Source organism: Phocaeicola sp. GP0067, from assembly GCF_031119655.1.
In the GTDB taxonomy this organism is placed as follows: domain Bacteria; phylum Bacteroidota; class Bacteroidia; order Bacteroidales; family Bacteroidaceae; genus Phocaeicola; species Phocaeicola vulgatus.
Genome location: NZ_JAVHZY010000001.1, coordinates 218,160 through 232,285, shown reverse-complemented (window position 1 = coordinate 232,285; position 14,126 = coordinate 218,160). Strand labels below are relative to the sequence as shown.

Below are 14,126 nucleotides of genomic sequence, written 5' to 3'. Positions count from 1 at the left end.
GTATTCCGAATTATTTCGACTTGGGCAAAGTTACGAAACAATCTTGTTCCGATGCTGCAAAAATCGTTCAGAATAGGTATAAATTTTGTCCTATTATATGCAAAATCTGCTACTTAATACGTTTCAGAACATTCAAAAACTCAAAATCAACGAGATAAAATATCACAAAACTTATCTTGGAACGCACGCGCCCGGCTTAATTTCAGTACATTCTGATTGATGATAACAAAGGCCAGTTGATGTCCGTCAGCAGCTTTTACATAGCCTGCCAGCGAGCTGACTCCGGTTACAGAACCTGTTTTTGCATGCACATTTCCACGGGCCTTGGTCTGCTTCATCCGGTTTTGTAAAGTACCGTCCACTCCGGCTATGGGCAGGGACTCATAGAAAGGAAGAAAAATTTCCCGATGATAGTAGGCATATTTCAAATACTCCAACAGTAAACGTGGAGAGATATAATTATAAACGGAAACACCGCTGCCGTCCGCTATCTTATAGTTCTCCGGATTAAACCCTAAAGCTGTTTTCATAAAGGCGTGAATGGCATCGGTTCCATCTTCTCCCGTCACCCGTTTATGCAGGGAACGCTTGGCAGCCAAATGATAAAACATCGATTCGGCGCACAGGTTATCACTTTTCTTCAACGCTCTTTCCAGCACTTCCTTGAGTGGTCTTCGGACGGTATAAAGCGTAACTATACTGTCGGCCGTTACAGGACAATCGGCATACGTGCAGGTTCGCGCTTCAATTCCTTTGCTGCGCAAACGGCTGACAAAGGTATGGAAAAAGAAGTCTTTGGAAGTATATACATTCAATTTCTCAGTATAGGGATAAGAAACATTTCCGGAAACGGTAATGATATTGCCATTGCTGAGCCAGTTGCGGGTGATTTTCAGCTTCCCGGCTTGCGGATTACGGCTCACCCCGTGATTATGAACCTGATAATAATCGGAAACCGGCGTACAAGCGACTTTAGGCAACGAGTCCTTCTGAGCAGGAGAGACCGATACATCCACGCAGCCCCTATTCAGCATGAGAGGGGAAAGATAGGGCTGGAAGGAGTAAGGAGTATCGTCCCAACACCAGCCGGAACCCCAATAAACCGAGTCCGTCATGGAAACATCCGCTGCAAGGGTATCTGTCACATAACGGATGCCTTGACTTGCCAACGCATCTACCAGACGGTCCAGATCCTCGTCCATAAATTCCGGATCAAAACCGCCTATCAGATACAGACTGCCTTTCAACGTGTCATTTTCTATTTTTCCACGATAACGAAGACCGGTATCCATGGTATAATCCGCTCCCAGTTGCGCCAAGGCGGTAACCGAAGTGATTATTTTCTCAACAGAAGCAGGCCGGTATAGTTTATCGTCCTGATAACGGTAAACGGATTTCCCGGTGGTCAAATCGAATACGGCAATACCCACTTCGGATGTTTTCAGAACTTCCTCATGCAGTAAAGCGTCCAGCCGCTGAGATAGCGGCTGGGCGTTTATGAAGTGAAAAGATAAAATCAGTAAAAAGAAAAATAAAACTCGTTTCATTATAGTTCCCTGAATATCTCACCCACAGTAGGATGAGGGAATACATATCGTTTCCAATCCTCTATGGTCTTACCATCCTCAATAGCCATACCTGCCAATACAATCAGCTCGGAAGCAGGATTACCCAACATATGCGCTCCCAATACAGTACCGTCTTCGGCTGCCAAAACTTTGCAGACACCGTTCACTCCTTCATTCTCGGCTACAAAACGCCCGGAGTAAGCCATCGGCAACTTAACGGCTCGATAAGGAATACCTGCGGCCTGCAAAGCTTCCTCGCTCATACCTACCCCGGCAATCTCAGGATTTGTATAGACCACACCCGGTATGGCACGATAACTCATCGCATCTTCCTTACCTGTAATATGATGGACAGCCACTTCCGCCTCACGCACGGCGGTATGTGCCAACAAAGAAACTCCGTTCAAATCACCGCATACATAGACACCGGGGACGGAAGATTGCAAATGTTCATCTACTTTGATGCATCTTCGCTCCGTCCATTCCAAATTCAGATTTTCCAGTCCGAAACCTTTTGTCACCGGACGACGGCCTACACTCATCAATAACTTATCAGCTGTAACAGTTCCTGCTCCATCTGCATTTTCGTATGACACAGTAATACCGGTCTCCCCTTTAGATACCCCTACTACTTTCGTACTGAGCAGGAACTTGATTCCTTTTTTGGCATATTCAGCCCGGAGCATGGCCGACAGCTCTTTATCCATGCCACCCAGGATTTCATCCAACATTTCGACAACTGTCACCTGTACTCCCAAACTGGTAAAGAAAGAAGCAAATTCCATACCGATCACTCCACCGCCGACAATAGTCAATGAAGCAGGTACTTCTTTATTATCCAGTGCATCACGGTGCGTCCAGTAATCCACGTTTTCCACTCCCGGAATAGGAGGAATAAATGTTTCACTGCCGGTACACAGCAGCAAATTCTCACATTCGTAGGTTTCCCCACCGCATTGGATGGTATTCTTATCTACAATCGTGGCTTCTCCCGTTACTATATTTACCTGATGCGCAGTCAGTTTTGCCTTGATTCCCAATACCAGCTTACGAACCACCTTTGATTTACGCGCCACAATCTTTCCTAAATCAAAAGAAGCTTCAGGCACATTCACGGCATACTTTGAAGCATGTTTTGCATAATCATATACTTTAGCCGAATAAAGCAAGGTCTTGGTAGGAATACATCCCTCATTCAGGCAGACACCGCCCAGACTTCTTTTTTCGAATAATACAACACTCAGTCCTGCCTTTCCGGCAGCTTCGGCAGCAGTATACCCTGCGGGACCTCCACCGATGATTGCAATTTGATATTTCATGGTATTTATTTTGGGTTAATTAGTTTTTATCTGTTCAAAACCTTCAACAGACAGATTTGGATCTATTTCTCTCAATGCTTCTACAAATTCCAAAGGCTTATCAGGGTTAATCATTACAAAACCTTGGGCGTGCTCTATTTTCACCTTTTGCATTCCTATTGCATTCGGATTATAAGACACTTTACGGATTCCGTCTACACATATTCTGTTCCCCCATCCCGGTTTAATTTCCAGAACACCATTGTCTTTTACAATATAAATGGTTTTCGATTGCGAATAAAACATTAACACAGAAATAATAATTCCCCCAAGCGCCGAAAAAGCCCAACTTTGCTCCAAATACACATTCAGAAAAATAATCAGAACAACCAGACTGACTATAATAATCCACCACCTACGAGCTCTTTTTGTTTTAAATACTTGCTCCATAATTTATTCCTCCTCTATCCTATGCTCCAGCCGCTTCACCAACGCATTGATAAATTCTTCCGGCTTTACAGGAACCAATGACAATAAATTTTTCTTCTCATAATGTATCAATACATATTTCGAAGGCATAATTCCACCGAATCCGGAACTTCGTTTCAGCTCCACATCCGTAATGTCAGTCAAGGGAATGGTCTTCCCTTTATAAAAACGACCATAATACACCACCAGCTTTCCATCCGCAGTCAGCGTATAAGTAGAATGGATAATACGTTCAATGGTAATGATCAGCCCCAATGCCACCACCAATCCTATCATTGCCTTCATACACCAGAAAGCAAATACCATGACGGCTGTCAGCAGTATCAGAAACAGATAAGTGCCTCCTGCTATCTTCACATGAAAAATTCGATTCATCATCTTATTGTAATTTGCCCGAAAGATAATAAATTTATCGTTTATCGACCTCATTACGGCGCAGAATGAGAGAATTTATCCTTTTTTTGTCCTCTTTACTGTACGTTTCATCTTCAAAGCATACAAATTTAATTCGATAGAAGATTCCGTTTCTGTTATATCACCCTCATCAGTCAGCAGTTCATTCAGCAGTTCTCCACTACGTTGTACCAGACTCTTCCTCTTTTCCTCATCATACTCGGTAGCCATGATATTTACATTCCGTACTAATGTCCTTAACTTAAAGAATGATTCGATAATGGCAAAAGTAGTTGCGGTAGCTCTCGGACCTTTTAATATAGTAGCCAACATATACAATCCCCGTTCTGTAAAAGCTTTGGGGACAACGGTTGAATACTTCAAACTTTCTAACCGGTGGAAATTTTCCACCAGCTCCTGTTTTTCAGATAATTGCAAGCTAAAACAGTAATTTTCAGGGAATTTATCTGCATTATTTTTTACTGCTTTATTTATATCCCTGGTTTCTACGCCATAAAGCTTAGCTACATCCCGGTCTATCAGTACTTTCTCACCCCTCAACTCAATTATAAGTTCTTTTACCTCACTTTCGTGAATGATTTCTTTATTGTTTTCTATTCTATTTAAAAATGCAGAAAGTTACACTTTTAATTTCATACTTGCATTATCTATTTCGTTTATTCTTCACGAAAAAAATAGTAAAAACAAGAGCAAAAGGTACAATGAATAAAGGTTTTTCGTAGCTTTGCACCCATAAAGCATATTATCATGGTTAAAAAATTCGATTTCCTTGTTATCGGCTCAGGACTTGCCGGAATGAGCTTCGCACTGAAAGTAGCTCACAAAGGTAAAGTCGCCCTGATTTGTAAAGCAGGACTGGAAGAAGCCAATACCTATTTTGCTCAGGGAGGTATAGCATCTGTTACCAACTTGAAAGTAGACAATTTCGAGAAACACATTGAAGACACGATGATTGCCGGCGATTGGATCAGTGACCGCGCGGCTGTAGAAAAAGTAGTGCGAGAAGCACCTGCACAAATCCAGGAACTGATAAAATGGGGAGTGGATTTTGATAAAAAAGAGGATGGAGAATTCGACCTCCACAAAGAAGGAGGCCATTCCGAGTTCCGTATCCTGCACCACAAAGACAATACAGGAGCTGAAATACAAACCAGCCTGATAGAAGCGGTAAAAGCTCATCCCAATATTACCATATTTACAGATCACTATGCGGTAGAAATCATTACCCAGCATCATTTGGGAATTATCGTCACCCGCCATACACCAGGCATCAAATGTTTCGGTGCTTACGTATTGAATGAGAAAACAGGAGAAGTGGATACGTTCCTGTCCAAAGTAACTGTAATGGCAACAGGCGGATGCGAAGCGGTATACCGCAATACAACCAATCCACTGGTAGCTACGGGAGACGGCATTGCTATGGTGTACCGTGCCAAAGGAGCAGTAAAGGACATGGAATTTATACAATTCCATCCCACCGCCCTCTTTCATCCGGGAGACCGTCCCAGTTTCCTCATCACCGAAGCCATGCGCGGTTACGGTGCTGTCTTAAAGAATCAAAGTGGCGAAGAATTCATGCAAAAATATGATCCACGCCTGTCATTGGCCCCACGTGATATCGTAGCACGTGCCATTGATAACGAAATGAAGCAGCGCGGTGAAGATCATGTATATCTGGATGTGACGCATAAAGATCCGGAAGAAACAAAAAAACATTTCCCCAATATTTATAAAAAATGCCTCAGCCTAGGCATTGATATTACTAAGGACTATATTCCTGTGGCTCCGGCTGCTCATTATCTGTGCGGAGGTATCAAAGTCGATCTGGACGGACAGAGCAGTATCAACCGTTTGTATGCCATCGGCGAATGTTCATGTACCGGTCTGCACGGAGGTAACCGTTTGGCTTCCAATTCGCTGATAGAAGCAGTGGTTTATGCGGACGCGGCAGCCAAACATGCACTAAATGTACTCGACCGGTATGACTTCAATGAGGATATCCCCGAATGGAACGATGAAGGAACCATGAACAATGAAGAACGGGTACTGATAACCCAAAGCATGAAAGAGGTGAACCAGATTATGGAAGCTTATGTAGGTATTGTGCGCAGTAATACGCGATTAATCCGTGCTTGGAACCGATTGGATATTTTATATGAAGAAACCGAGCGTCTTTTCAAACGCTGTAAGGCTTCACGCGAACTTTGCGAACTGCGTAACATGATTAACATCGGGTATTTGATCACCCGTCAGGCAATGGAACGGAAAGAGAGTCGCGGACTGCATTATACGATTGACTATCCACATGCCGCGGCAGAGAAGAAATAAGAAACTGATTTCAGAATCCACCAAGAGGGTGTGCCAAAAGATCTAAATAATAAACATGGCTTTTGGCACGCCCTTTTTTTCGACCCAGTAGAAATCTAGCGAGGAGTAATAAAGAATTTTCTTTCAAGCGCATAACTTACCTTGAACATCTTCTTTCTATTAAAAACTTTATTTCCTTTGTTCCTTCAGGAAGAATAGACTATCTTTGTTGTATTGGCATCCGGATACGAACTAAAGACAACAGAAGCAATGATGGAAAATATAAAAGAAATCCCCTATGGCATTGCCAACTTCGTGGAAGTGGCAGAGCAGAACATGTACTATGTAGATAAAACCATGTATCTGCCTTTGCTGGAAAAACAGCCCCGGAACCTGTTCTTTATCCGTCCCCGCCGCTTCGGCAAGAGTATCTTTTTGAGTATGCTGCGTGCGTATTATGACATAGCACAAAAAGAAAAGTTCCAGAAACGCTTCGGCAATCTATGGATAGGCAGCCGCCCCACCCCCCTGCAAGGAAAATTTCAGGTGGTGTATCTTGATTTCTCGCGCGCCAGTGGCGGAAGTGGTTCACTGGAAGAAAATTTCAATAACTATTGCGGCATGGTGATGGACCTGTTCGGCAAAGTGTATGAGCCTTATTATTTTCCCGGATTTGCACAAAAGATGGAAGAACAGCCCGACTTTGTCAGCAAGTTGAACTACCTGAACCTGCATGCGGCTGAATCCGGAATGAAACTTTACCTCATCATCGACGAATACGATAACTTTACCAACATCGTTCTGAACGAGCAGGGAAAAGACATTTATCATGCCCTGACCCATGCCAGCGGATTCTACCGTGAAATATTCAAGAAATTCAAAGGCATGTTCGAGCGCATCTTCATGACCGGCGTCAGCCCCGTCACCTTGGACGACCTGACCAGCGGATTCAACATCGGCTGGAATATCAGTACCGACTACCAGTTCAACATGATGCTGGGATTCAGCGAAACGGACGTGCGCACCATGTTCCAATATTATAAGGATGCCGGACAGCTCCCGATCGACGCGGACATCGAAGCAATGATCCGGGAGATGAAACCGTGGTATAATAATTACTGTTTCGCAGAAGAAAGCCTGGAACGCGACCCGAAAATGTTCAATTGCGACATGGTACTTTACTACCTGCGCAATTACATCACGCTGGGCAAATCTCCTAAAGAGATGATAGATCCCAACACCCGTACGGACTACAACAAAATGAAGAAACTAATCCAGCTGGACAAGCTGGACGGCAACCGCAAGGGCGTATTACGTAAAATCACCGAAGAAGGGCAAATTATCACCAACCTGATCACCACCTTCCCGGCCAAGGAAATCGCCAAACCCGAAATCTTCCCCAGCCTGCTCTTCTATTATGGCATGTTGACCATCACTGCCACACGCGGCAGCCGCTTGGTATTGAGTATCCCCAACTATAATGTGCGCAAACAGTATTACGAATTCATGCTGGAGGAGTACCAGGACAAACGCCATATCAACCTGAACAATTTGATGGACCTGTTCGATGAAATGGCTTACGAAGGCCATTGGCGCGAAACACTGGAATTCATTGCCCATGCCTACAAGGAAAATTCATCTGTACGCAGTGCCATGGAAGGCGAGCGAAATATACAGGGTTTCTTCACCGCCTACCTCAGCGTAAACGCTTATTACCTGATGGCTCCGGAAATGGAACTGAGCCACGGTTACTGCGACCTCTTCCTCATGCCGGACCTGATGCGCTACGAGGTGAAGCATAGCTATATTCTTGAACTGAAATATCTGTCGGTGAAGGACACGGAAGAGAAAGCCCGGACGCAATGGCAGGAAGCGGTGAAACAGATTAACGAATATGCTGCCGCACCCCGGGTACGGCAGTTGGTGCAGAACACGAAGCTGCACTGTATTATCATACAGTTCCGGGGATGGGAGCTGGAGCGGATGGAAGAAGTGTAGGCCTGTTCAAAACAACATGACAGTACGGATGAAAATTCATACAGGAAGTCAATTCACATTCAGAATCACTCTTTTATAAGACTTTAGATTAGGCGTTCCATTATCTGTAAGTTCAAGTATCAAATGTAACTGTTTGCCCGGATTATCCGGTACAATTATCTCCGCCCTCTTCTCATCTACGTGCTTTATAGCCACCTTTGTTTGCACACTGCCTGCTTCCCGATATTGCCACCATTGGTAAGACAATGAATTTTTATCAGGGTCAAATGAAGGAGAGGCATCCAGTATTATTTTTTCTCCCGGCCGGACTGTGCGTACACTTTCTCCCAATATCCGGGCAACAGGTTGATGATTTGCCTTTGAATATTCATCAGCCACGCACCAGTCGGCACGAGCCGCCCAGTCATTTTGTATAGCAGGCAACCAACGCTGGAAAGTATAATGCGAATCCGGCACACCGTTTTTCAAATCATTCCCATCTTGCATGTGATTGCCATTTTTATACTCCGGGCGTCCTCCCCATCCTCCTAATGTATAGTCTGTATGCTGTTCAAGTCCATTACGTATAAGAGGCATAAAAGAAGGAGTATCCCCCTCACTGGTATATTCCTGAGGATAGGCGGCACACAGTGGTCCGTGCCCATTCTTAATATGGTCAGCCAACCAAGGTTTATCCATGATCTGTTGCAACTCTTTTGAATTTTTACTAAGTCTGTTCTTAAAATAATAATCCACACTCATGTAATCCCATACATATCTCCATCCTCCATCATGATCCGGTGCGCCCGATTCATAAATAATGATTTCAGGAAGATTCTGTTCTATCCATTTTCCACCGCCGTCCTGATACCAAATACAATATAATCTGGCTTTTGATACCGCTTTTGCCCATTCTGCAGCAGAATATTTCTGCTTGATCTGCCATAAGGCATTGGCCTGGGTGTTGGCTCCACCCCATGCTAAAATATGAACAGGCCTCGGATCAGAATCAAGCAATGTCCTTATGATGAGCTGTGCCCCTTCGCTATCAGACAGTAAAGGAGGCAATTTATGCAAGTCCTCTCTGTTCTCATTACCAACCGCCAAGACACTTAGCAGATATTCAGCATCGGGATAATCGGGATTATGTTTCCTCAAATTAGGCAGACATTCCGCATATTTGGCAATTTGTGATTCGATCCATTTATCTTTACTATGTCCGTCTTTCTGTACCCCATTGACTTGAACAATGCCTGCGACATCATAATCAGAAGAATACATAAGGAAACGAATCATAGAACTTTGATCGTCAATCTCACCATCCGTAGTGACAATAACCCGGGGCTTCTCCTGCTATCGGGCAACAGCAGATAACATTGACACAAACAAAAAAACAATACAGCATAAAACAGGAGTCATTTTCATATTACAAACTGTTAAATTAGTAGGCCAACACATTCCAAAGATCTCTGATACGTTGTTCGGGGTCCCATTTGCCATTGAATGTCCACTTGGCGGTAACGCCATAAAACTCCGGAGCATTCTCCGCCTCCTTTAAATTATCGTTTAACCAGCCACTATGCCCTCCTTCACGGGTACAACCATAATAATAGGTACGTAGCCCCCACGGACAGGGATCAAGCACTTTATCCGAATAAGCATAATGAATATTCCCGTCAAGCACATTCTTCGACATTTTACATTTGATGAGATAAAACTGGGAATCATGATGATAGCGTCCTAAAAGTGTCGGTGTCTTAGCATCAAATGAAGAATTGGTAATAACCAGTTTCTTGTTCTTGTCACCTCGTCCGTCATGCCAAATCATGGCACGGCTATCACCATAAAAATGGCAGCGTGTGGCATAGCACCATCCGCGAGGACAAAGAAAATCCACACCCGGACAACGAAGATAGAGATCGGCATGATAATACATACCATTGCTTCCGGGCGCCCACAAGGAAAGGGCATCGTTTCCATCGGCCCATACATTACTGTTGATGATGATGGTACGAGTGGCACGTCCAAAAATCGCCATCTGATGGATGGTCGTATTTTCAACGGCAGTTCCGTAATTGTTGTAAACAGTCAGTCCGCTAATAACACAATCATCCGCACCTTCCTGCAACACAATGACACCATTGCCTACCGGACGTCCATGATATTCCGTGATGGCACGTGTCTGGGCTGTTTCAGCCAAGACAATCCGCGTACTGTCACGGTTTTCCCCCACCAAAACAATATTAGGCCTGTCAATAATCACTTTTTGATGATACGTTCCGTTCAGCAATAAGATTTTAAAAGGTACTGTCGGAATTTCCGGAGCCTTTTCAATAGCTGCCTGAATACTCTCTCCCGGCTTTACCACCACATCAAAAGCCGTACGCTCTGCCATGGGACGACGATACATTTCAATAAGCCCGTTTTCATTCGCTCCTTTGGTTGCCAGACTGATTGCCACTTTATGCTTCGGATCATATTTGTCCGCCCATGCATTGTATATGGCAAAAAGCTCAGCCGGTCTGCTATTGTACCAACTATATCCGTTACGACGTTCTGTTCCTATTTCTTCCAAATGGCGACGTGGCAGCCCATCACGGTCACATACATACGGTTCACAATATTTCAAATCATAATAACGCGCCCAAATAGGCTTGGCTTGAGGATCTTCCACAAGACGAGTATCCCGCTCACCATTTGCCAGCACGATACGCTCGCATTTCAAACCGGTAAGTTTATACCTGTCAAACCATTTCATGGCTCCGTGAACCGCCCGCTTCACGCGTGCGTCGGGTGCAGGTAATTCCATGAGCAGACGCACAATTCCGGCACTCTCCGCCGAACAATAAGACGGCAACTCATACGCACGTGCCGGTGCAGGCTTCAATGTTTCCCTATCATTCTGCTGACACCACACTGAAGGTTCTCCATCCTTTATAATTTGTGTAGCCAGTATACACTCTATTCCTTTATTAAAGGCTTTTCCCAAACGTACACACAAAGCCTTGTCTATCAAATCATCCTCATAAGGCGCTTTGTGATTCATCATATCACGTATCATATTCAATGTATTGACAATGGCATCGTCATTAAAAGTAATATGTACCTGATAACCACGCGGACCGGGCCAGAATTGCGGCCATCCTCCGTTTTCGTATTGACCACTCAGCAAATATTCCACTCCCTGAAGGAAAGCATCCCGATAACGTATATCCTTAGTCTGCCTATAAAGACGGGCTAAAAAAATCATCTGGGCAGTTGTGGCATTATTATCTATCGTAGAATCATCACGACGTGATCTATCCTTTATCACTTTAGCCAGCTCTTTATCATTCATGCGGCGGGCCATATCTATATTCTTCGGCCAACCGCCCGTACAGCGTTGAAAAGCCAATACATTTTCAGCAATCCGCCGAGCTTCATCTGTCAGAAAGAAAGAATCCTGCTCCATACGTGCTATTTGTTTCCATTCCTTAGGATACGACTCATTATCCTTTTTATGAGCTCTTTGCTGCGCAAAGGAGCCGGTTACCATGGCAAAAGCCATAAAGCCAATAAACACTTTTTTGAATGTATTTTTCATTATTCCTATATGTTTTGATAAAAACCAGCAAACAAAATTATGCGTTTTCCAATCTGAATACAGAGAATATTTGGTCTTTTTCAGGCAGATTTTGCACAGACACGGCTCAACCGACATAATTTCATCAATGAAAACACGGAATTACATAAAAAAGCAGTGCTATGGACTTGTCCTCCATAACACTGCCACCTCTATTTATCATAACTGACAAACTCCTACAGCTACAAACCTCACTCCTCCTATTTTATCTCATCCCACTTCGGTGGATTCACCTGCATCAAATGACGGACAAAGAAATCATACCGCTTATGTTCGCCAAAATCTTCCCCCATTGTATGATGCGCTCCGGGAATCACGACCAATTCAAAATCTTTATTCGCCTTTATCAATGCATTGACCACCTGCATGGTAGAGGCAGGATCTACATTATCATCCAGTTCTCCCACCACTAACATCAAAGGACGACTCAACAGATGTGCATTTTCCACATTAGACCCTTCCTTATATTGATCTCCTACCGGATAGCCCAACCAAAGTTCATTCCACCAAATCTTATCCATACGGTTATCATGACAACCACAAGCCGAATAAGCTGCTTTATAGAAATCAGGATAAAGCAAAACTGCATTTGTAGATTCCTGACCACCGGCAGAACAACCGTAAATACCTACCCTGTCCACATCCATATAAGGATACTTTTGCGCAGCCGCCTTAATCCAGGCAATATGGTCCGGCAGACCGGCATCTTTCAAATTCTTATAACATACATTCTCAAAAGCACGCGAACGGAAAGAAGTTCCCATTCCATCGACCATCAAGACGATAAAACCAAGTTCGGCCAAGGAAGTCATATTCCAGTCATAAGGACGGAAAGTCTTCGGAACATACTGGTCTCCGGGACCCTGATAAATGTATTCGATAACCGGATATTTCTTATTCGGGTCAAAGTTGGTGGGGCGGGCAATCAATCCCCACATATCCGTCTTGCCGTCCCGCCCTTTGGCAACAAACACCTCCGGAGCTTTCCAGCCTTCGGCCTCCAAAAGAGTTATATCGGCTGTTTCCAACGGCATCACCACTTTGCCATCCCTGGCACTACGTAACACAGCGACGGGAACCTTGTCCACCATAGAATAAACATCTACCAAATACTTCATGTCTTCCGAGAACCAGGCACGGTGCATCCCTTCTTCGGGGGTAAGACAAGTAAGCCCTTTGCCATCAAAACCGATGCGGTAATAACGGATGAAATAGGGGTCTTCACCGGCTTCCATACCATTTGCCGAGAAATAAATCTGACGGTTATCTTCATCTACCCAAAGCACTTCGCGTACATACCATTCTCCTTTAGTAATTTGATAATCGGGCTGTGCGGTAATACGGTTGTACATATAGAGATGATTCCAATTGTCACGCTCACTCATCCATATCATCTGCTTGCCGTCTTTCAAGTCATGACGGAAATGACGGGTATAATTCACATATGTATCGCTGGTTTCTTCTACCAACGGGCGCACTTTTCCCGTTTCGGCAGAAAGTTCAAGTACTCTGTACACCTGATGTCCGCGCTGGTTATATTCAAAAGTCACGGCACGGCTGTCGGGGTTCCATTCGGGGCCATATACTTCATATTGCCGGTCGAACAATTCGGTAGAAGGAATAATGCTTCGTCCGCTCTCCACTTCATAGATGCAGGGCACTTTAAAAGGAAGTTCATCTCCCGGCTTCGCATACTCCTGTTTGTGAAGCTTGGGCTGAAGCTGATCAGCCGGAGAAGATTCCACATAATAAACATAACGCTTTTCCACCGGACGGATCTTGCAGGAAGCCACCTTCTTACTGTCCGGTGACCAGCGGATGTAGGCTGAATAATAATTACCCAGTGTCCCGTCCAAGCTCAGTTGCTTTTCTTTTCCGGTAGCCACCTCCTTTACATAGATATTCTGATTTTTAATAAATGCGATCCATTTACCATCAGGAGACGGAACCGGTGATGCCGTCTTCTCATCATCCACCTCCATCCAATGCTTTTGCTTGGGAGGGAGAGGAACCGCACCTTCATTGACCAGTTGATTTTTCCGGGACGCATACATCCAACGTTGATTATTAAACACAAAGCGCAGCGTATCCAATCCCTTACTGACCGACAAACGCCCCAATGCAAGAGCTTCCGGCTTGACCTCTTTTCCGGATGCAGCACCCAACGCCTTTGCCAGACGATGAGAATCAAACAATTCTTTTCTAGCTTTCTTATCCGCATCTACAGATACATACAGGCAGCCGTCCGGAGTATTCCGCACATACCAGAATTGATGAGTACCCTCTATCCATTGCGGATTGACATTGGAATAGAAAACTTTATCCGCACTGAACTTCTCTTTCAATGCATAAGCACGCCGATAATCATCAGCCGTACCTTGAGCGACAGCCATGCCCCCACTAAGGAACATGGCTACCAGCCAACCTAACTTACCAACCTTCATTTTGAAT

The 14,126-nt window shown here is 44.4% G+C and carries 10 protein-coding genes; 2 read left to right on the top strand and 8 right to left on the bottom strand.

Annotation, left to right across the window (positions count from 1 at the left end; genetic code table 11):
- Positions 1-146: 146 nt before the first annotated feature.
- The 5 genes from dacB to RE317_RS00820 all read right to left on the bottom strand — a co-directional run bounded on the left by dacB (position 147) and on the right by RE317_RS00820 (position 4,366).
- On the bottom strand, positions 147-1,547 hold the full coding sequence (dacB, locus tag RE317_RS00840; RefSeq protein WP_117700038.1) for a D-alanyl-D-alanine carboxypeptidase/D-alanyl-D-alanine-endopeptidase: 1,401 nt from the start codon (positions 1,545-1,547) through the stop codon (positions 147-149).
- Positions 1,547-2,887, bottom strand: a complete 1,341-nt coding sequence (gene lpdA / locus RE317_RS00835) for a dihydrolipoyl dehydrogenase (protein WP_117700039.1) — start codon at positions 2,885-2,887, stop codon at positions 1,547-1,549. Before lpdA ends, dacB begins: the two co-directional genes overlap by 1 nt.
- Positions 2,888-2,902: 15 nt before the next feature.
- Positions 2,903-3,316: a PH domain-containing protein gene (locus tag RE317_RS00830; protein ID WP_008666544.1), complete on the bottom strand. Its 414-nt coding sequence runs from the start codon at positions 3,314-3,316 to the stop codon at positions 2,903-2,905.
- A gap of 3 nt (positions 3,317-3,319) precedes the next feature.
- Positions 3,320-3,730 carry a PH domain-containing protein gene (locus tag RE317_RS00825; RefSeq protein ID WP_005844126.1) on the bottom strand — a complete coding sequence of 137 codons (411 nt, stop codon included), beginning with the start codon at positions 3,728-3,730 and terminating at the stop codon, positions 3,320-3,322.
- A gap of 75 nt (positions 3,731-3,805) precedes the next feature.
- Positions 3,806-4,366 carry an ORF6N domain-containing protein gene (locus RE317_RS00820; RefSeq protein ID WP_016271761.1) on the bottom strand — a complete coding sequence of 187 codons (561 nt, stop codon included), beginning with the start codon at positions 4,364-4,366 and terminating at the stop codon, positions 3,806-3,808.
- Between the two features lie 150 nt (positions 4,367-4,516).
- Here RE317_RS00820 and nadB point away from each other — a divergent pair, with 150 nt between their 5' ends.
- Together nadB and RE317_RS00810 are read left to right on the top strand one after the other, a co-directional pair.
- Positions 4,517-6,097, top strand: a complete 1,581-nt coding sequence (gene nadB, locus RE317_RS00815) for an L-aspartate oxidase (RefSeq protein WP_005844122.1) — start codon at positions 4,517-4,519, stop codon at positions 6,095-6,097.
- Between the two features lie 249 nt (positions 6,098-6,346).
- A complete protein-coding gene (locus tag RE317_RS00810; RefSeq protein ID WP_085938703.1) occupies positions 6,347-8,074 on the top strand; it encodes an ATP-binding protein in 1,728 nt (575 codons plus the stop codon).
- A 48-nt stretch (positions 8,075-8,122) separates the two neighbouring features.
- On the opposite strand, the gene RE317_RS00805 is transcribed toward RE317_RS00810, so the two are convergent.
- The 3 genes from RE317_RS00805 to RE317_RS00795 all read right to left on the bottom strand — a co-directional run bounded on the left by RE317_RS00805 (position 8,123) and on the right by RE317_RS00795 (position 14,119).
- On the bottom strand, positions 8,123-9,388 hold the full coding sequence (locus RE317_RS00805; protein WP_234440297.1) for a DUF1593 domain-containing protein: 1,266 nt from the start codon (positions 9,386-9,388) through the stop codon (positions 8,123-8,125).
- A gap of 106 nt (positions 9,389-9,494) precedes the next feature.
- On the bottom strand, positions 9,495-11,636 hold the full coding sequence (gene pelA / locus RE317_RS00800) for a pectate lyase (protein WP_117700040.1): 2,142 nt from the start codon (positions 11,634-11,636) through the stop codon (positions 9,495-9,497).
- A gap of 239 nt (positions 11,637-11,875) precedes the next feature.
- Positions 11,876-14,119 (bottom strand): DPP IV N-terminal domain-containing protein, encoded by a 2,244-nt coding sequence (locus RE317_RS00795; RefSeq protein WP_117889349.1) that lies wholly within the window; start codon positions 14,117-14,119, stop codon positions 11,876-11,878.
- Positions 14,120-14,126 lie beyond the last annotated feature (7 nt).